We start from the raw sequence: 19,174 nt of genomic DNA on the forward strand, positions 1-19,174 counted from the left end.
GCCAGCGCCGCAATCGCCCGAAGGAGACTGCCGTGGCAAGCCCGACCCGGTCGCACGACCTCAGCGGCGCCCCGACCGCCGAGCGGATCTACGTGCCGCCCATGGCCGCGCAAGGCGGCGCCCCGTCAGGACCGAGGGCGCGGCGGGCGTTCGTCACGCTGCTCGGCGTCGACCTGTGGGAGCGCTTCAGCTTCTTCGGGATGGCCGCGATCCTGGTCCTCTACCTCACCGCCGCCCCCGCCGACGGCGGCCTGGGCATGGCCTCGCAGACCGCCACCGCGGTCTTCGCCGCGTACATGTCCCTGAACTTCATGGCCGGACTGCCCGGCGGCTGGCTGGCCGACCGGGTGCTCGGCGCCCGCCGGGCCGTGCTCCTGGGCGGCGCCCTCATCGCCACGGGGCACGCCGTCCTGTCCATCACCACCGCACCCGCGCTGTACGCCGGACTCGCCCTCATCGTCGCCGGTACGGGCCTGGCCAAGCCCTCGCTGGCCGCGATGGTCGCCGCCGTCAGCGGCGCCGAGAAGCGCGAAGCGGCCTTCTCCCGCTTCTACATGTGCATCCAGGTCTCCGCGCTGCTCGCCCCCGTCGTCACCGGACTGCTCGCCGAGAAGGTCGCCTGGCACCTCGGATTCGCCGCGGCCGCCTTCGGCATGGCCGCGGGCCTGGCCCAATTCGCCATCGGGCTGCGCGCCTTCGACGACGTCGGCCGCTCCCCGGTGCGCCCCGTCTCGCGCGAGGAGGCCCGTACGGCCCTGCGGCGCACGGCCGTCGGCCTGGCCGTCGCCGCGGCCGCCGTGACCGCGGTCGCCGCCGGCGCGCTGCCGTTGACCGCCGTGCTGGCGCTGCTGGGCCTGTCCACCCTGTCCCTGCCGTTCCTCTACCTGCGCACGCTGCGCCGCCGGACCCCCGTCGACGGCAAGCGGCTCTCGGCGTTCACCGGGGTGATGGGTGCCTCCGCCGCCTTCTGGATGATCTTCGCGCAGAGCGGTTCGGTGCTCGCCCTCTTCGCGGAGCGCCACACCGACCGCGCCGTCCTCGGCTTCGACGTCCCCGCGAGCTGGTTCCAGTCGGTCCACCCGCTGTTCGTGCTGCTGCTGGCCCCGTTCGTGACGCGGCTGCGCGGGCCGGTGACCACGAAGTTCGCCGCGGCGCTCGGCGCGGCCGGCCTGAGCTTCGTCGTCATGGCGGCGGCCGCCCTGCTGGCCCAGGACAAAACGGTCTCCGCGGCCTGGCTCACCGGCGTCTACCTGCTCTACTCCTTCGGCGAGATCGTCCTCGCCCCGGCCGGACTCGCGCTCGCCGCGGCCGTCGCCCCGCCCGGCTTCACCAGCCGCTTCCTCGCCCTCAACGGCATGTTCGCCGCGGTCGGCGTGGTGCTGGGCGGCCAGCTCTTCCGGCTGACCGCGGTGCTCCCGCTGTCCGTCTACTTCCTGCTGATGGGCAGCGCCGTGCTCGCGGTCGGCGCCGCCGTGGCCGCCACCGCCCGCCGGGTGCGCCCGTACCTTCCCGCCTGAAACCTGAAAAGGGGTATCCCGTGCATGTCACCGAGGTGGCCGAGGGCGTCCACGCGTACGTGCAGCCCGACGGCGGCTGGTGCCTGAACAACGCGGGCATCCTCACCGACGGGGCCCGGAGCGTACTGATCGACACCGCCGCCACCGAGGCCCGGGCCCGCGCGCTGCGCCGGGCCGCCCTGCGGCTGGCGCCGCGGGCGCCGCACGCCGTGGTCAACACCCACTTCCACGGCGACCACACCTACGGCAACTCCGTCTTCCCCGAAGCCCTGACCATCGGCCACGAGCGGACCCGCGCCATGGTCGCGACGGCCGGGCTGCACATGGCGGGCCTGTGGCCGGACGTCTGCTGGGGCGACATCGAGATCACCCCGCCGGAACTGACCTTCCAGGACCGCATGACGCTCCACGTCGGCCCGGTCCGCGCCGAGATCGTCCACATCGGTCCGGCGGCGCATTCCATCGACGACACGGTCGTCTGGCTTCCCGAGCAGGGCGTGCTGTTCACCGGCGACCTCGCGATGAACGGTGTCACGCCCTTCTGCGTCATGGGTTCGGTCGCGGGTTCCCTGCGTGCCCTGGACCGGCTGCGCGCCCTCGGCGCCACCACGCTCGTCCCCGGCCACGGCCCGGTCGGCGGCCCCGAGATCCTCGACGCCAACGAGGCGTACCTGCGCTGGGTCCAGGGGCTGGCCAAGGAGGGCGTCGCCGCCGGTGCGAGCCCGATCGAGCTGGCGCGCGCCACCGACCTGGGACCGTACGCCGGACTGCTGGACGCGGAGCGGCTGCTGCCCAACCTGCACCGCGGGTACGCGGAGGAGCAGGGGCTGCCCGAGGGGGCGCCGCTCGACATCGGCGCCCTGTTCGAGGAGATGGCCGTCTACCACGGCCGCCGTCCGCAGTGCCTCGCCTGAACCGTCGGCCCCCCGGCAGGGGGGCCGACGCGGATCAGCTCTCGATCAGCTGCTGGAAGACCACCGTGTCGAAGACGTCCTCCATCCGTACGGCGATCCCGTCCCGCAGGGTCCAGGAGTGGATGAAGGGCAGGGACCGTGTCGTCCCGCGGACCGAGGTCACCTGGCGGACGCCGAACACCACGATCCGGTCGTCGGCCGCCACGAATTCCTGTGGCTCCAGGCGCATCCCGCCCAGGACGGACGGTACCCGCGACAGGAACTCCCGGACGCCCGCGTGGCCGTGCTTGGTGCCGCCGAGGCCGTAGTCGGCCATGCCGTCGGGGTGCACCCACTCCACCTGCGGATCCAAGGTGTCGAGCAGGCCCGCCACGTCGCGGTCGTGGAAGGCGCGGTAGGCGCGCCGGACCAGGGCCAGATTGTCGTCGTTACCGGTCGTCATGCCGTCCTCGTCCCTTCCCGGTGACCCATGTGCTGCGGGTACAGGGCCCGCAGGGTGCGCTCGATGCCGTCCCGCCAGTCGACACGGCACGGGCCGGTCAGCCGGCGGCGCAGCGTGGGGTCGAACCGGTAGGTCTCCCGGGTGACCTCGCTCGGTACGAGCACGGCCTCCACGCCCGTCAGCGCCTCGATGTGGCGGATGCAGTCGCTGACGCCGACCGACTGGTCGCCGCCCCAGTTGACCAGCGTCGACGGGACCGACGCGGCCCGCCACAGCGGCGGAACCTGCGCCACCAGGTCGTCGGTGTGCAGGAGGGAGCACCAGTTCTGGCCCTCCAGCGGTACGGCGATCGGATGGCCGGCCAGCATCCGCTCGAAGTAGAGCATCGGGACGCCGCCGTAGCTCCCCGGCCCGTACGCGATGTTGAGGCGCGCGATGGTGGTGGGCAGGCCCAGCACCCGGGCGAAGGCGCGCACCGCGCCCTCGGTGGCGAGCTTGCCCATCGGGTAGGCGGGCAGCCACGCGGCGGAGGCGTCGACCGGGTCGTCCTCGGTGTACGCGTGGTCCAGGGTCCGGCGCGCGTACAGGGCGCCCGTCGAGACGAACAGGAACGCCTCGGCGGTGCGGGCGTGGGCCATCAGGCGGCCGGTGGCCACCGTGTTGATCTCCGCCGTGGCGTTGAAGTCGCCGTCCTCGCCGCGGTGCACGGCGCTGTGCATCACATGGGTGAAGTCCTCGGGAACGCCCCCCAGGGCTTCCTCCGAGGGGTCGGCCATGTCCCACTGCCGGGTGGTGATGCCCCGGTCGTTCAGCTCGCGCTCCACGCCCGGCGCGCCGAACCGGCCGATGCACCAGACCTCGTTGTGCTCGGCGAGCGCCTCGGCGACCGGCCGGGCGACCTGCCCGGTGCCGCCGGTGATCAGGATCTTCTTGCCCTTCATGGTGTCGTCCCCCGTCATTCGTTCTCTTCCTACTCTTCCTACCGTCGGGCCGCGATCTCGTCGGCCTCGGCCAGCGAGCGGTCGAGTTCCCGCCGCAGGATCGCCTGGAAGGCCGCCACGTTGCGCGGGTTCATCAGGGTGTAGTGCTCGCCCGGTACCTCCAGGTACCGGTTGGGGCCGGCGGTGTGCTCGTCCCACCGGCGCAGCTCGTTGTCGAGCCAGTCCTGCTTCGTGCCGCGCAGCGGTATCGCGTGGAAGACGCTCATCGACCGCACCCGGCCGCTCGGCTCGTAGTCGCGCCCCAGATCGGTCAGCGTGTTGGCCACGTCCGCCCACGCGCCGAACTTGTCCTCGTCCAGGTCGAGTTCGGCGATCCGCTCCGGGGGAGCCAGCCTGATCAGACGGGCCACCTGGGCCTCGCGGGACAGGTGGCGCAGGGCGTCCGGCAGCTCGGCGGACTGCTTCTTGTCGATCAGGTCCAGGAAGAACGCCAGATTGACCGCGGTGTCCACGAAGTCCAGCTCGTCCATCCGGTACTTGATGTGCGGGGGCAGGTTGAAGCTGCCCACGAAGTCGACGCGCTCGCCCTGGGACTCGAGGATCTTGGCGATCTCGAAGGCCACGGCGCCGCCGTACGAGTAGCCGGCCACCGCGTACGGCCCGTGCGGCTGCCGGGCCCGGATGGCGTCCACGTACGTGTCGACCATCTGCTCGAAGGAGACGAAGGGCTTCTCCCCCTGGTTGAAGCCGCGGGCGCGCAGGGCGTAGAACGGGCGGTCGCCCGTGAAGTACCGGGCGAGGTTGACGAAGACGAGGACCTCGCCGACTCCGGGGTGCACGCAGAACAGGGGGGTCTTGGCCCCGCTGGTCTGCATGGGCACCAGCGGGTCGTACGGGCGGGCGTCGGGCGCGGTGCGCGCGGCGAGCCGGGCCGCCAGGGCGCGTACCGTCGGCGCGGTCAGTACGGTGATGACCTCCAGGCCGGTGACACCGAGACGCTGCGCCACCTTGGCGCGCAGCCGCAGGATGTCGAGCGAGGTGCCGCCGAGGTCGAAGAAGCTCGCCGTGGCGCTGACGGTGGCCGGGTCGGCGTCGAACATCTCGCCGAAGATCTCCGCGATCACCCGCTCGGTGGCGCCCTCGGGCGCGCTGTAGCCGCCGAGCATGCGCAGGGTCAGGTCGGCCACCGCCCGGCGCGGGGCCTCGTAGGCACCCGCTTCCAGGCGGGCGCGCATGAGCGAGCGCTGGATCTTGCCGAGGCTGGTCTTGGGGAAGTCCTCTCCGGCCAGCGGCAGGACCAGGGCGGGGCGGAAGCCCCAGCGCATCACCACGGTACTGCGGACGGCGGCGAGCACCCGGTGCAGGCCGGCCTCGTCCCCCTGGGGCAGATCGGGACGGAAGGCGATGACGAGCTGCTCGGTGTCGCTGCCGGCCGGCCGGGTGGGGAAGGCCGCGACGTAGGAGCGGGAGACACCGTCGAGCTGTTCGAGAGAGGCCTCGATGTCGTGGCTGAAGTAGTTGACGCCGTTGACGATGACACTGTCCTTGGTCCTGCCGGACAGGCTCAGGCGCCCCCCGTCGATGCGGCCCAGGTCGCCGCTGCGGAACCAGCCGTCGGCGGTGAAGGCGGCCGCGGTGGCCCCCGGGTCGCCGTAGTAGCCGGGGGTGACCATGGGGCCGGTGAACTGGACCTCGCCCTCCTCGCCCTCGGGCAGCGGCCGGCCCTCCCCGTCCGCGACGCGCATGCCCAGGCCCGTGACGGCGGTGCCCAGGTTCGCGAACTCCGCGCCGCGGTCGGCTTCGGGGAAAGCCTTGCGGGAGTAGACACTGCCCGCGCAGGTCTCCGTCATCCCGAACGCCGGCCACAGCACGTCCCGGGCGAGACCGTACGGCGCGAACCGGTCCAGAAACGTTTCCCCGGTGGCGACGACCACCGCCTCACCGCCGCTGATGATCTGCCGCAGGCGGCCGAGGCTGAGCGATTCCCCGGAGTCGGTGAGCCGCCCGGCGGCCGTGTTGATCAGGCCCAGCAGGAAGTTGGGCGTGAAGGTCATGGTCACGCCGTGCCGGGAGACCAGCCGCAGGAACTCCAGCGGATCGGCGAGCACCACGGGGGCGGGGACGTGCAGTTGCCGGCTGCCGGTGTACAGCGGCAGCAGGTGGCATTCCAGGAGCGCGGCCACGTGGTCGAAGGAGACCCAGTTCAGCGTGGTGTCGGCGGGGCCGAGCCGGTGGTGCCCGTTCTTGGCGGCCATGGACGCGATCAGGTTGCCGTGAGTGAGCATCACGGCCTTGGAACTGCCGGTCGATCCCGAGGTCAGCATCAGCAGGGCGGTGTCCTCGGGGGCCGCGTGGTGCAGGTCGGCGGCGGGCTCCCCGTACAGCTCCTCGAGCGCGGCCACCCGCAGGCCGCCGGCCGCGCGCAGGTGCCCGGCGAGGGCGGCGCCGGTGACCGTCAGCGGCTTTGTCAGGAGCGCGTCGACATGGCGGAGCCGGCCTGCCCAGTCCTGCGGGTCGCCGCCAGGCGGCGCCACCGGGCAGGGGATGAAGCCGCCGAGTACGGCCGCCCAGAATGTGGGCAGGAACTCTTCGGAGCGTTCCAGGACCAGTACGATCTTGTCCTGCGGGCGCAGGCCCCGGGCGCGCAGCCCGGTCAGGATCCGGCGGGCGCGGTCCAGCAGTTCGGGGTAGCTCTGGTCGGTGAACCCGGCGTCCGCCTTGCCGGTGCAGTGGCGCAGGCCTGAGCCGGGGTGGCGGGCGGCGGCGGCGAGCAGCAGGTCGGTCAAGCTGGTCGGGCTCGTCGCGTGGGACGGGCTGGTGGGGCTGGTTGGGCTGTGCAGGGCGTTCACGGTCGTGTGTCTCCTGCCTCGAAGGGCGTGCCGCGGCTGGGCCTTGGCGCGGCCGGGAAAGGGTGGGGGGAAGGAACTGCTCCCGTGGCCGGGACGTGGTCCGGTGACGAGGACTACGGAAGCGGGCCGGACGGCAGCGCCGCCGCCGGCGTGCCGGACGGATCTAGCCGAGCCGGCGTACCGACGGAGGCCGGTCGGCGCCCGCGGGCAGCGCGAGCGAGGCCGTCCAGCCCTCCGGAACCGGTACGTCCGCCATCCGCCAGGTGCGCACGGAGCCGAGGTCCGTCGTGGTGGTGCGGGCGGGCCCAGGGGTCCAGCCGTGACTCTCCAGCGCGGTCAGATCGGTGGTGATGCCGATCCCGAGCGCCTTGCACACGGCTTCCTTGCGGGTCCAGCAGCGCAGGAAGGCCGCGGTGCGCGACGGTCCTTCGGGCAGCGCGCGTACAGCCAGGCGCTCGGCCGCCGTCAGGACGGGAGACTCGACCTCGGCGACGTCGAGTGCGCGGACCCGCTCGACGTCGACGCCCACCGGGAAGGGGGAGAGGGCCAGCATTCCCAGGCCCCGGGTGTGCGCGATGCTGATCCGCAAGGACGTCGCCGGGTGCCGCACGGCGGGCGGTCCGTGCTCCTCGCTGCCGCATCCCGGACAGGCGGTCCGGCCGAGCGTAATCTCGGCGGCAGATGCGGGAAACACCTGGGAAAGCGCCCGGCGTACGGCCGCACGACAGGTGATGAACTCGGTCCGTGCGCGCTCGGATTTCGTCTTTTGAACTCGGGTCAACTCGCTGTCGTCAAGTAATTTCAAGTCGCTCGTCCGGTATCGCCCGGTCGGTACCCGCCACCACCACACCACCGCGTCGGTGGAATCGAAGAGTGGCGCGTAGGTGAATTCGATCGTCCCCGTGTGGCTTGTCGTCACGGGTCTCACCGTAGGCTCGAAGGACACTTGAGACGGCCTTGTACAGTGCATAGTTGGCCGCAACCGGACACTGTCGCCACGGACGGTGATGGCGCAAACGCGTCTGGTGGTGGAACCGGAACAGGCGGATTTCCTTCCGGGGGGACGGGTGCAGGTTGCTGCCACCGTGGCCGGATAACTCCCCCCTGGGCGGCGAGAAAAAGAGGGGTTGACATATGCCAGGATGGCTGAGCTTCCCCTCGGGATCTTGTTGACCGGTTCCGAACCGGCGAACTAGTGTCTGGTTCCAGTGCCTTGCTCGAATGACGCCTGAGTTTCTCGATAAATAGTTGAAACTTGCGGTTGGGCGGGGCGGAACATGATCTGGCAAGGGGGAAGTCAGTGATCGGTACCGTGATTGAGCCGTATGGCACGAGAGGGATGGTGGAAAAGCTGGACGAGACTCCGCCGACGGACCACGCCGCGTATGTGGAAGAGACCCTGCTGCAGGCCCGGGCGCTGATCGAATCCACCGTCTCCCTCAACCGGCGGCGCCCTGCCAAGGGCCCCGCGGCCCCGCACACGGACGTCGCCGTGCTCGCGGAGGCGGTCGAGGAGCTAGTCCGCGGCGCCCGCCACGCGGTCTGCGTCGCCGTCACGAGCGCGGATGTCTTCGACCGGATCGCCCGGAAGGCGCTGACCATGTTGGAGCCGGGCCTGGCGGTACGGCTGCTGTGCGCGCCCGACGTCGCGGACGAGTCGCTCGCCGCGCTCACCCGGGACCACGCCGGACGGTTCGAGGTCCGCGTGTCCGGAGCCGACCTCCGCGACATCGCGGTGGTCGACGGTGCGGCGGCACTGGTACGGGCCGCCGCCGGCAATGCCACGGGCCAGGCGACCTTGGTACACGACCCCGCGGCGGTACGCGCCCTCGAACTGCTCTTCGCCGGGGCCTGGTCCCGCAGCCGCAGGCTCGACGACCACCTGGCGCTCAGCCCCAAGCTGCGCAGCGAACTCACCGGCCGGATCCTGGAGCGGCTGCGCGACGGCCAGACCGACGAAGCCGCCTCGCGGGAGCTCAACGTGTCGCTGCGCACCTACCGGCGCCACGTCGCCGAGATCATGCGCGAACTGGGCGCCACCTCCCGCTTCCAGGCCGGAGTGCGGGCAGTGGAACTGGGACTGCTGACGGAGTAACCGGGCAGCAGCACGGGGAAGACCGCGGTCCGCGCTTGCGGCGGTCCGCGGGGCAGTATGAACACCAACGGGGAATGGTGAACGCGACGTGCCCAACGGGGCTGACGACGAACTGGAACAAGCGCTCCTGGAAGTGCGGGCCCTGATCGAATCGACGGTGGCGATCCACCGGGACCGCAGTCTGCGGGCCCAGCAGATCGCCACGGTCGACGGCGGCTACGAGCCGGTACTGCGTGCCGCGGGGAGCCTCATCCGGGATGCCGTGCGGAGCATCGACATAGTGGATTCCCGGCTGCCGGGGGCTGAGGAGGCGTCCGCGCGCCGGGAGCAGGCCGAACGCCGCCTGATCTACACGGCGGCCGAAGGGGTCTCGGTCCGGCTGCTGACCAGCCCGGCCATGATCGACGAGGACTTCGTGCGCGAACAGCTCGCGCTCGAACGGCCGGTGGCGATCCGGGTGGCCCGGGTACCGCCGCTCCAGGCACTGCTGGTCGACGGCAGCGCGGCCCTGGTGATGGCCGAGTCGGCGGCCGGCGTACGCGCGTCGATGATCCGGGCGCCCGAGGTCCTGCACACCCTCGGCACCCTCTACGAGAGCATCTGGCGCAACGCCGTGCCGGCCGGAGAGCGGATCGTCTTCGGCGACCGCGACCGGGCCGCGCTGGCCCGGCAGATCCTCGGCGCGCTGCGGGCCGGCGTCACCGACGAGGTGGCCGCCCGGGAGCTCACCGTCTCGGTGCGCACCTACCGGCGCCATGTCGCGGAGATCATGGCGCTGCTCGGCGCCCAGTCCCGCTTCCAGGCGGGAGTCCGGGCCGCCGAACTCGGACTCCTGCCGGCGGGGGCGCCCGGCGCCGGACCGCGGGCCTGACCGCCCCCGGTGCCGGGGCGGGCCTGACCGCCCGCCCCGGCGCCGGACGGTGCCCGTCGTGCCGTCACCTGCCGTGCCGTCACCTGCTGTGGCGCCGCCCGTGCGAGATCCGCTGGCAGCTTCCTGAAACCTCTGTTGCCGCCCGCCGGGCACCCCCAGTTGTATGGCGCCAGGAAAGGGGTTCGGGCTCCGGCGAGCTCTCGGACTCCTTCCCGGTGGCATGGAGAAACCCCCGACCTGCATGCCGCCGGCGCGCGGGGATCCGCACGTCGCGCGAAATGCGCGACGGCGGATCCCCGGGCACCCGGTGAATTCGGTGCGGAAGGCGGCTCCATGGATCAGACGCGGATCGGTCTGGTGTTTCCGGGACAGGGAACGCAGCGGGAGGGAATGGGAGAACCCTGGCGGGACACTCCGTCGTGGAAAATCACCGAGGAGATATCCGACGTCACCGGAGAAGACCTCCCGCGCCTGCTGCTGCACACTTCCGACGCACGGCTGCGGTGCACCGACCTGGCCCAGCTCGCCGTGTTCACCGTCGCCGTCATCGCCCACGCCGAGGCGGTCCGCCAAGACGTGCTCGGCGGCCCGGTGGCCGCCTGCGCCGGACACAGCCTCGGGGAGTACGCGGCCCTGACCGCCGCCGGCGCGCTGACCGTCGGCGCGGCGGCCGCGCTGGTCGCCGCCCGCGGCCGGGCCATGCGACAGGCCGCCGAGGAGCGCCCGGGCACCATGGGCGTCCTGGTCGCCGCCCCGCTCGACGAGGTCGCCGCACTGGCCGGCCGGGTCCGCGCCGAGGGCCCCGACGTATGGGTCGCCAACGTCAACGCGCCCGGCCAGACGGTGGTCTCCGGATCCGCCGAGGGCATCGACCGGATCGAGGCCGAAGCCCCCTCGATCGGCGCGAAGATGATCCGCCTCACGGTGGGCGGCGCCTTCCCAGCCCCTACATGGCCGCGGCGGCCGACAGCCTGCGGACCGCCCTGGAGCGCACCCCGTTCGCCCCCACACACCTGCCGGTCGTGGCCAACGCCGACGCCGAGGCGTACAGCGGCGCGGCCGACTGGCCCGGCCTCGCCACCCGTCAGCTCACCTCGCCGGTGCTGTGGGAGCCCAGCGTGCGCACCCTCGTCGGCCCGCTGGGCTGCCGCCGCCTGGTCGAGCTCGGCCCCGGACGCACCCTGGCCGGGCTGATCCGCCGGATCGCTCCGGGCACCGAGGTGGTGTCCCTGGACCGCCCGGCCGCCGCGGCCTGACCACCGCACGCCACGCCACGCCCACAAGGAGACCACGCACCATGCCACTTGGCACCGAGAGCAGATGGCTGCGCAGATTCGCCACCGGGGCCGCGCCCCGGACGCGGCTGCTCTGCCTGCCGCACGCCGGCGGCTCGGCCGGCTTCTTCCACGATTGGGGGCACGCCTTCGGCGACGACGTCGAAGTGCTCGCCGTACGCTACCCGGGCCGTCAGGAGCGCATCGCCGAGGAACCCTGGACGGAGCTGGAGCAGCTCGCCGCCGCCATCGCCGACGAACTCCCGCCCTACTTGGACGCCCCGCTGGCGATCTTCGGCCACAGCATGGGCGCCACCCTCGGGTACGAGATCACCCTGCGCCTCGCGGAGCGGTACGGGACCGCGCCCAGCCTGCTCATGGTCTCCTGCCGCAGGGCCCCGCACCTGCTCACCCCGCGCGCCGCCGCCTTCGGCACCGACGAGGAGCTCGTCGCCGAGATCAAGCGGATCGGGGGCACCGACTCCGCGTTACTCGACGACCCGGCCCTGCGCGAGCTGGTGCTGCCCGCGATCCGCGGCGACTTCACCGCCGTCGCCCGCTACACCGCGCGTCCCGGCACCGCCCTGCCCTGCCCGGTCGTCGGCTACGTCGGCGACGGCGACCCGGACGTCGCGCCCCACGAGGTCGCCGCGTGGTCCGCACTCGCCCCGCGCGGCTTCGAGCTCAAGGTGCTGCCCGGCGGCCACTTCTACCTGGTGGAACAGCGGGCGGCGCTCATCGGAGACATCCGCGCGAGGCTGGTGGCGCAGCGGTGAGTACCGCCGTGAGGCCACTGCCGATGTGCGGGGTGGGCGTGCTGGACAAGGCATCCGTCCTGTTGGAGATCGTGGAGAGCGGGCCTGCCACCCTGGTCGAGCTGGTCGCGCACAGCGGTCTCTCGCGCCCCACCGCCCACAGGATCGCGATCGCCATGGAACGGCTCGGCCTGCTCACCCGCGATCTCCAGGGCCGTTTCGTGCTCGGCCCGCGGCTCGGCCTGCTCGCCGTCGAGGCCCGCCACGACCGCCTCGCCGAGGCCGCCGGCCCGGTGCTGGCCGACCTGCACGCGGACACCGGACTGGACGCCCGGCTCTACCGCCGGCGCGGCAGCCTGCAGATCTGCATCGCCTCCTCCATGGACAACGTGGTGGCGGTCGACGCGGCGGCCGTCGGCGCGGCCCGCCCGGCCTCCGCCGGGCCCGCCGCGCAGGTGCTGTACGCCTGGGAGGAGCCCGACGAGCTGTACAAGGCACTGCTGCGCGCCCGCTTCTCCGCCACGCACCTGTCCGGCGTGCGCCGCCGGGGCTGGGCGTACGGGCCCGATCCCATCGCTCCCGGCGCCATCTCCTACGCCGTGCCCGTCCGCACCGGCGCCGGGCCGGCGGCCGCTGCCCTGGTGCTGACCGGCCGGGCGGCCCGTATGCCCGAGACTCCGGACCGGCTGCTGGGGGGCGCGGCGGTGGACGCGGCCGCCTTCCTCGCCGACGTGTTGCTGCGGGCCCCGGGGGATCTCCACCCGGTGGAACACGCCGGATCCTGAATTATCCGCGGACGATGGCAGGTTGTTGCAGCCGTCGTTGTGAGAAAAGAACCCGCGACCGCACCATTCCAGTGCGAGTAACCGTGCCGCGCGAATGCGGCGGCAAATCCGAGAAGGGGAAAAAGCGTGACGACTGCTACGCGCGACGAGCGTCTCGAAACCATCAAGGAAATTGTCTGCGACATTCTTGAGATCGAGGAGGACGAGGTCACCGAGGTCAGCCTTTTCAAGGAGGACCACGACGCCGACTCGCTCCGCGCCATCGAGATCCTGGCCGCCCTGGAGAAGGAGTTCGGCATCGTCATCAACCAGAGCGAGCTGCCCCGCATGGTGAACCTCAAGGGCGTCTACGAGGTCGTGTCGGAGCCGGCCAACTGGTAGTCGACCCGCTGCGGCGGATGGGAGAGGTTGCCATGACGGCGGCAGAGCACGCCACCGGCCGGATCCAGCCGGAGCGGCACCGGGTGGTTCTCACCGGACTGGGAGTGGTGTCCAGCATCGGACTCGGCGCGAAGGAGTTCCTCCAGGGGCTCCGTGAGGGCCGCAGCGGTGCCAGGCCCATTTCCGTGTTCGACACGGAGGGATTCGCCCACGCCAACGGGTGCGAGATCACCGATTTCGACCCGCGGGACTGGATCAGCACGCTGGACGTGGAACAGCTCGGCAGGGCCGCCCAGTTCTCGACGGCGGCGGCCCGGATGGCCCTGGAGGACTCGGGCCTCGACCTGACGCGGCTGCGCGGAAAGCGCGGACTGATCTCCATCGGTACCACCGACGGCGAGAGCTACGACCTCGACCAGCTGGTCGAGCTCGAACTCGCCGCGGGTACCGGCACGTTCGACCCCGTGGCCGCCCGGCGTGTGCCGGCCGGGCGGCTGTCGATCGCCATCGCCCAGGAACTGGGCCTGACCGACGTGGAGGCGCTCACCATCCCGACCGCCTGCTCGGCGGGCAACTACGCCATCGGCTACGGCTTCGACGCCGTCAGCTCCGGTGAGGCGGAGTTCGCCTTCTGCGGCGGGGCGGACGCGATGTGCCGCAAGACGTTCACGGGCTTCTACCGGCTGGGCACCATCGCCCCGGACCGGTGCCAGCCCTTCGACATCGACCGCAAGGGCATCCTGACCGGCGAGGGCGCGGGCGTCCTGGTCCTGGAGCGCCTGGACTCCGCCCTGGAGCGCGGCGCCACCATCTACGCCGAGGTCCTCGGCTACGGGCTCAACTGCGACGCCCACCACCAAGTGGCACCCGACCGGGACAGCGTCGCCGAACTGATGCGGCTCGCCCTGGAGAACGCGGGCGTCAAACCGCACGAGGTGGACCTCATCTCGGCGCACGGCACGGGCACCAAGGCCAACGACATCACAGAGGCGGGCGCCATCCGCCAGGTCTTCGGAGACACGCCTCCCCGGACGGTCTCCATGAAGTCGATGCTCGGCCACAGCATGGGCGCCGCCAGCGCCCTCGGCGCCATCGGCTGCGCCCTGGCCATCCAGAACCGCTTCATCCCCCCCACCATCAACCATGTCACCACCGACCCCGAGTGCGACGTCGACTGCGTGCCGAACCAGGCCGTCGAGGCCGACCTGCGGATCGTTCAGAACAACGGTCTCGCCTTCGGAGGCAACAACGCGGCGGTACTGCTCGGCCGGTACGACGCGATCAAGGAGGCGTCATGACGATCCGCCCCATCATCGGGATGGGCGCCGTCGCCGCCACCGGCTCCGGTGTCGGTGAACTGTTCGAGAACCTGTGCGCGGGCGTGAGCGGCCGCGCCGAACTGCGCGGCTTCGACCGCACCAGGTTCCGGGCGCAGCACGCCTACGAGGTCGACGACCGACCAGCCGTCGGCGAGGACGTCCCCGGCCGCGCCAGCCGGCTGCTGCACGAGGCCATCGCGCAGGCCGCCGCCGACGCGGGCCTGGGCGAGGACCTGTCCGGCATCCCCATCCTGGTCGGCACCGGGCTGCGCGAACTGCGCTCGCTGGAGCTGTGGTGGCGCGACGGATCCCCGTTCGCCGATTCCGGGCTGCACTTCGGCACCGGGCTGCGCGAGCGGTTCAACGCCGATGTCACGCACACCTTCTCCAACGCCTGCTCGGCTTCCCTGTACGCCCTCGCGCTCGGCTCCGACCTGCTGAGCCAGGAGGGCGAGGACGCCCCCGACACCGTGATCGTGGCCGGCGTCGACGTGCTCACCGAGTCCATGTACGGGCTGCTGGAGCGGGTCCACCCGACCCCGCCCGACCGGGTGCGGCCCTTCGACCGCAACCGCACGGGCGTCCTGATGGGCGACGGTGCGGCGGCGATCGTGCTCCGCCGCACCGAGGAAGGCGCCCCCCAGGTCCACGGCCGGCTGCGCGGCGTCGCCGTCAACTGCGACGCGTACCACGTCACCGCGCCCTCCCCGGAGGGCATCGCCGAAGCCATGCGCACCGCCCACTCGCTGGCCGGCGTCAAGCCGTCCGACGTCGACCTGGTGATGCTGCACGGCACCGGCACCCTGCTCAACGACGAGGCGGAGGCCGCGGCCCTCGCCGACGTGCTCGGCGACGACGCCTCCGTCCCGCTGATGACCGCCGTGAAGTCGATGACCGGGCACACCTCCGGGGCGTCCGGTCTGATCAACCTGATCATGGGCGTACGAGCCCTGAACGAAGGGCGGGTGCCGCCGACCGTGGGCCTGGACGAGCCGGTCGAGGAGGCCGCACCGTTCCGCTTCGTCACCGGGCGGGAGGTCACCGGGCAGCCGCTCAAGGTGGCCCAGCTCAACGCCTTCGGATTCGGCGGGATCAACGCCGTGGCCATTGTGGAGGGACCCCGATGACTACGCAGACCACCCAGGGCACCGGCACCACCGTGGTGGTCACCGGAGCCGCCGTACTGCTGCCGGGCACCGACACCGTACGGGCCCTCGCTGACGGACCCGCCGTCGGCGGCGCCCCCGTCGAACCGGCCGCCCACGTCGGCAAGAAGGGCCTGCGGTACAAGGACCGGGCCACCCAGCTCGGCTACGCGCTGACCGCCGCCGCCCTGCGCGACGCCGGCCTGCTCGGCGCCGACGAGAAGGACGGGCTGACCGTGCCCGCGGCCGGCGTCGGCGTCGTCGCCAGCTCCAACTTCGGGAACCTGGACACCGTGACCCGCGCGCTGGACACCATCCGCGAGGAGACCGTCACGGCCACCAGCCCGATGGACCTGCCCAACGCCTCCAGCAACGTCATCGCCTCCTCGGCGGCCATCCGCTACGGGCTGCGCGGCCCCAACCTGATGGTCTGCAACGGCGAGACCTCCGGTCTGGACGCCGTCCACTGGGCGGCCACGCTCATCGCGGCCGGCCGGGCGGACCGGGTGCTGGTGCTCGGCATCGAACCCGACAACGCCGTGGTGCGCCGACTGCTCGGCGGCGCCCGCGCCGTCGACGGCGGGGCGGCCCTCGTGGTCGAGTCCAAGGCCGCGGCCGCCACCCGCTCCGCGACGGTGCGTGCCGTGCTCGGGCAGTACAGCCGGGGAGCGGGCGAGCTGAGCCCGCGCGGCCGCCGCTGGCAGCTGCCCGAGCACTTCGGGAAGGCGTCCGGCGCGTCCGGTGTCCTCCAGATCGCCGCCGCCGTGGGCTGGTTCGACGCCGGCGAGCCCGGCCCGGTCCAGGCGGTGGCCGGCACGGCCGCCGACGACGCGCGGGCGGACCTGATGCTGCACGCCCCCGAAGCGGCCTGAGGGCCGGGAGGAGACCGTGGTGAACACCCATGTGGACCTGCGTCCGGTCGCCGTGGAACGGCGTACGGACGGCAGCGGACCCCGTGTCCTGCTGCTGCACGGCCTCGCCGCCAACGACAGCGTCTGGGAGCGGGTGATCCCCCTGCTGCCGTCGTCGTACGAGGTGTGGACGGCCCGGCTGCCGTGGCGCACCGAGACCATCGGCGAGTGGAACGACCAGCCCAACCTGCGCGGCTGGCTCGCCAAGGCGCTGGAGGCGGTACCGGGCGGCGCCGACGTGGTGGTCGCCCACTCCATGGCGGCCAACGTGCTGCTCGACCTGCTCGACCAGAAGAACCGGGGCGGCGTCGACGCGCTGCGGCAGTTCGGCATCAGGGGCCTGGTCCTGGTGTCCCCGTTCTACCGGAGCCGGACGGAACAGTTCGACTGGAGCACCATCGCCTACTACCTCAACGACTTCCACCTGATCATGGAAGAGGGAATCCGGGCCCACTCCGGCGGCCGGCTCCCGGCCGACATCCAGCAGGCGATGGGGGAGCGGGTCCGCGACCGGGTCGGCCCGTACGGCTGGTTCCGGTTCTTCGACCTCTACCTGCGCACCCCGGCCCTCCAGACCGGCCGGATCACCGCTCCGGCCCTGGTGCTGGCCGGCGAGGACGACTTCGCCGCCCGCGCCGAGGAGGGCGTGGCGCTGGCCGAGGCCCTCCCCGACGCGGTGTCCCGCGTCCTGCCCGGCAGCGGGCACTTCCCCATGCTCGACGCGGCCGAGCCCTTCGCCGCCGCCGTGAGCAGCTTCGTCAACTCGACCATGGGCCTCACCCCGCCGGGCGGGGCCGTCCTCCTCAACGCCCTGGAGCCCCTCGCATGACCCTCGTCACGGACACCGCCGTCAAGGCGCTGCTGACCACCGCCACCAGCACGCAGGTGCGACCCCGCTACGAGGGGTCCAACATCTGCACCTGGATCGGCTTCAAGCACGTCAACTACCTCGTCGAGGAAGCCGTCCTGGACCACTTCCGGCAGGCCGGGCTGCCCGCCCGCGCCCTGTACGAGGAGCACGGCCTGGGCCTGGACCTGGTCTCCATCGACTCCCGCATCCTGCACGCCTTCCACATGGACGACGTCGCCGAGGCGGAGGTCGTGCCCTGGACGAAGGACGAGGACGGGACCATCGGCTTCAAGGTCACCATCCGGTTCGAGCGCGGCGGCGAGACCCTCAAGGCCGTCACCTCCAAGGTCCGCGTCTCGCTGCGCGTCGACACCTACCTGGAGGCCGCCGGCGAGGTCCCGGAGCAGCTCGCCCGCTTCGCCGTCGCCACCCTCGGCGACGACCTGGAGCGCGAGCCGGGCAGCGCCGCCCCGGCCGAGGAGGAGATCCTCGCCTCGCTGACCGCCGGGCAGAACGCGTACGCCTGGAAGTGGAACATCCCGTACCCGTACTGCCACTTCACCGAGCGCATCCAGATGTCGGGCTACCTGCGCCTGATGGAGGAGGGCAAGGACCGCTTCGTCGCCGACCGCGGCATCTCCATCAAGACGCTGCTCGACGACCGCCGCTGGATCCCGGTCGTGCCCCGCTCCGACATCCGCATCCTCGACGAGGCGCTGATGGAGGAGGACCTCTACACGGTCTACACCGTCGAGGAGGTCTTCAAGGACTTCACCTACACCTCGCGCATGGACTTCTACGTGCTGCGCGACGGCAAGCTCGTCAAGACCGCCACCGGCCGGATCGTCCACGGCTACGCCGTCATCGAGAACCGCCGCGACTGGAGCCTGGTCAACTTCGACCAGCGCGTCGTCGACGCGATCAGCGGAGCGCCGCAGGCGTGAGCGAGATCTGGGACAGCGGCACGCCCAGGCTGCTGCTCATCGAGAGCCAGGGCCGCGTGACGCGGGACGCCGGTTTCCGGCGCGACGCCGTCACGCAGGTGCTCACCGGGCAGTCGGCGCTCCTCTTCCTGGTCCAGGACGGGGTCGTGCTCGCCGTTCCCGGCAGCGACAGCGACCTGGACCGGTTCCAGAAGGAGGGCGGGGTGCTGGCCGCGGACAGTTTCTCGCTGGCCCAGCACGGCCTCGACACGGCGGAGCTGCGCCCCGAACTGTCGGTCGTCGGCATGGACGTGGTGGCGGGCTGGATCCTCGATCCGGCCGTCCGGGTGGTGTGGCACTAGATGGCCAGGAAGATTCCGCACACCGACGTGCTCATCACCCTGATGGGTGCCCCCCACGCGTCGGACCAGGTCACCAGCGCCCTGCGGCTGACCCAGGCCCTTCTGGAGCGCGGCGCCACCGTACAGGTGTGGACGTGCGGCTACGCCACCCTTCTCACCCAGCGCGTCCTCGGCCCCGACAAGCCGCGCAACCTGGCCGACTGGAACCGGGGCTACCCCTCCACGGCCGCGCTGGCCGAGGAACTGATCACCGCGTACCCGGACCGGCTGTACTGGTACGGCTGCCGGTTCTGCAGCGACGACCGGGGCGCGGCGGAGCACCTGCCCCAGGTGGTGCTCCGCCCGCCCGCCGGATACGCGGCCAACGTCGCGGCCGCCGACAAGACCCTGCACCTGGGGGTGCTCTGATGGACGACCGGGTGCTGGCCATCGTGGAGCGCGGCTACCGCGGCGCGCTCGAGAAGCAGTTCTTCGACGAGCTCTACCTGGCCACCGAACTGCACCGGCAGCTCGGCGGCCTCGACATCCTGCTGCGCGGCTCGGCCGTGTCCTACGCCGTGGACGCGGGCCCCGTGCCCGCCCTGCGCATCGGGAACCGCACGGTGGACACCCTCAGCGACCCCCGCGAGGGGCTGCGCACCCTGCTCGGCGCGGGCGTCCGGGTCTGGGTGGAGGAACCCGACATCGAGGCCCTCGGCTCGGCCCACCCGCTGATCGAGGGCATCGGACTCACCCGCCGGGGAGAGACGGCCGAGCGGTGGACCGACTACCGGATGGTCCTCTTCCTCTGAACCCGGCGCCGCTGCGCCGCGTTCGTCACGTACACCCCACCACGGAAAG

20 protein-coding genes are annotated in these 19,174 nt (G+C 72.1%); 16 read left to right on the top strand and 4 right to left on the bottom strand.

Features of this window, described 5'->3' with window-relative positions; translation table 11 throughout:
- Positions 1-32: 32 nt before the first annotated feature.
- The gene (locus ACFYOB_RS30205; protein ID WP_388565000.1) at positions 33-1,517 is read left to right on the top strand and encodes a peptide MFS transporter; all 1,485 of its coding nucleotides are present in this window, start codon (positions 33-35) and stop codon (positions 1,515-1,517) included.
- Between the two features lie 20 nt (positions 1,518-1,537).
- Complete coding sequence (locus ACFYOB_RS30210) at positions 1,538-2,431, top strand: MBL fold metallo-hydrolase (RefSeq protein ID WP_388565003.1); 894 nt, start codon at positions 1,538-1,540, stop codon at positions 2,429-2,431.
- A 34-nt stretch (positions 2,432-2,465) separates the two neighbouring features.
- On the opposite strand, the gene ACFYOB_RS30215 is transcribed toward ACFYOB_RS30210, so the two are convergent.
- From ACFYOB_RS30215 to ACFYOB_RS30230, 4 genes are all read right to left on the bottom strand, one after another.
- Positions 2,466-2,873, bottom strand: coding sequence for a nuclear transport factor 2 family protein (locus ACFYOB_RS30215; protein WP_388565005.1), 408 nt, complete (start codon positions 2,871-2,873; stop codon positions 2,466-2,468).
- On the bottom strand, positions 2,870-3,814 hold the full coding sequence (locus ACFYOB_RS30220; RefSeq protein WP_388565273.1) for an NAD-dependent epimerase/dehydratase family protein: 945 nt from the start codon (positions 3,812-3,814) through the stop codon (positions 2,870-2,872). Before ACFYOB_RS30220 ends, ACFYOB_RS30215 begins: the two co-directional genes overlap by 4 nt.
- A 38-nt stretch (positions 3,815-3,852) precedes the next feature.
- The gene (locus ACFYOB_RS30225; RefSeq protein ID WP_388565008.1) at positions 3,853-6,663 is read right to left on the bottom strand and encodes an alpha/beta fold hydrolase; all 2,811 of its coding nucleotides are present in this window, start codon (positions 6,661-6,663) and stop codon (positions 3,853-3,855) included.
- A 163-nt stretch (positions 6,664-6,826) separates the two neighbouring features.
- Entirely contained in the window at positions 6,827-7,252 is a 426-nt protein-coding gene (locus tag ACFYOB_RS30230) for a 4'-phosphopantetheinyl transferase family protein (protein ID WP_388565011.1), read from the bottom strand.
- Positions 7,253-8,002: 750 nt separating this feature from the next.
- Here ACFYOB_RS30230 and ACFYOB_RS30235 point away from each other — a divergent pair.
- The 14 genes from ACFYOB_RS30235 to ACFYOB_RS30300 all read left to right on the top strand — a co-directional run bounded on the left by ACFYOB_RS30235 (position 8,003) and on the right by ACFYOB_RS30300 (position 19,125).
- Positions 8,003-8,758: a LuxR C-terminal-related transcriptional regulator gene (locus ACFYOB_RS30235; protein WP_388565014.1), complete on the top strand. Its 756-nt coding sequence runs from the start codon at positions 8,003-8,005 to the stop codon at positions 8,756-8,758.
- An 88-nt stretch (positions 8,759-8,846) separates the two neighbouring features.
- Positions 8,847-9,629 (top strand): LuxR family transcriptional regulator, encoded by a 783-nt coding sequence (locus tag ACFYOB_RS30240; protein WP_388565017.1) that lies wholly within the window; start codon positions 8,847-8,849, stop codon positions 9,627-9,629.
- 333 nt (positions 9,630-9,962) lie between these two features.
- Positions 9,963-10,823: an ACP S-malonyltransferase gene (locus ACFYOB_RS30245; protein ID WP_388565020.1), complete on the top strand. Its 861-nt coding sequence runs from the start codon at positions 9,963-9,965 to the stop codon at positions 10,821-10,823.
- Positions 10,824-10,926: 103 nt separating this feature from the next.
- Positions 10,927-11,679 carry a thioesterase II family protein gene (locus ACFYOB_RS30250; protein ID WP_388565022.1) on the top strand — a complete coding sequence of 251 codons (753 nt, stop codon included), beginning with the start codon at positions 10,927-10,929 and terminating at the stop codon, positions 11,677-11,679.
- Positions 11,676-12,443, top strand: coding sequence for an IclR family transcriptional regulator (locus ACFYOB_RS30255; protein WP_388565024.1), 768 nt, complete (start codon positions 11,676-11,678; stop codon positions 12,441-12,443). Before ACFYOB_RS30250 ends, ACFYOB_RS30255 begins: the two co-directional genes overlap by 4 nt.
- Positions 12,444-12,569: 126 nt before the next feature.
- Positions 12,570-12,824 carry an acyl carrier protein gene (locus tag ACFYOB_RS30260; RefSeq protein ID WP_328930670.1) on the top strand — a complete coding sequence of 85 codons (255 nt, stop codon included), beginning with the start codon at positions 12,570-12,572 and terminating at the stop codon, positions 12,822-12,824.
- A 32-nt stretch (positions 12,825-12,856) separates the two neighbouring features.
- Positions 12,857-14,122, top strand: a complete 1,266-nt coding sequence (locus ACFYOB_RS30265) for a beta-ketoacyl-[acyl-carrier-protein] synthase family protein (RefSeq protein ID WP_388565028.1) — start codon at positions 12,857-12,859, stop codon at positions 14,120-14,122.
- Positions 14,119-15,270, top strand: coding sequence for a beta-ketoacyl synthase N-terminal-like domain-containing protein (locus ACFYOB_RS30270; RefSeq protein WP_388565030.1), 1,152 nt, complete (start codon positions 14,119-14,121; stop codon positions 15,268-15,270). The genes ACFYOB_RS30265 and ACFYOB_RS30270 overlap by 4 nt, the downstream gene beginning before the upstream one ends.
- Entirely contained in the window at positions 15,267-16,160 is an 894-nt protein-coding gene (locus ACFYOB_RS30275) for a beta-ketoacyl synthase N-terminal-like domain-containing protein (protein ID WP_388565033.1), read from the top strand. The genes ACFYOB_RS30270 and ACFYOB_RS30275 overlap by 4 nt, the downstream gene beginning before the upstream one ends.
- Positions 16,161-16,179: 19 nt before the next feature.
- Complete coding sequence (locus tag ACFYOB_RS30280; RefSeq protein ID WP_388565036.1) at positions 16,180-17,028, top strand: alpha/beta fold hydrolase; 849 nt, start codon at positions 16,180-16,182, stop codon at positions 17,026-17,028.
- Entirely contained in the window at positions 17,025-17,993 is a 969-nt protein-coding gene (locus tag ACFYOB_RS30285) for a hypothetical protein (RefSeq protein WP_388565038.1), read from the top strand. Before ACFYOB_RS30280 ends, ACFYOB_RS30285 begins: the two co-directional genes overlap by 4 nt.
- Positions 17,990-18,334 (top strand): hypothetical protein, encoded by a 345-nt coding sequence (locus ACFYOB_RS30290; RefSeq protein ID WP_388565041.1) that lies wholly within the window; start codon positions 17,990-17,992, stop codon positions 18,332-18,334. The genes ACFYOB_RS30285 and ACFYOB_RS30290 overlap by 4 nt, the downstream gene beginning before the upstream one ends.
- On the top strand, positions 18,335-18,742 hold the full coding sequence (locus ACFYOB_RS30295; protein ID WP_388565043.1) for a hypothetical protein: 408 nt from the start codon (positions 18,335-18,337) through the stop codon (positions 18,740-18,742).
- A complete protein-coding gene (locus ACFYOB_RS30300) occupies positions 18,742-19,125 on the top strand; it encodes a hypothetical protein (protein ID WP_388565045.1) in 384 nt (127 codons plus the stop codon). Before ACFYOB_RS30295 ends, ACFYOB_RS30300 begins: the two co-directional genes overlap by 1 nt.
- The last annotated feature ends 49 nt before the right edge of the window (positions 19,126-19,174 follow it).

This window comes from Streptomyces sp. NPDC006463, from assembly GCF_042870715.1.
Taxonomy (GTDB): Bacteria; Actinomycetota; Actinomycetes; order Streptomycetales; family Streptomycetaceae; genus Streptomyces.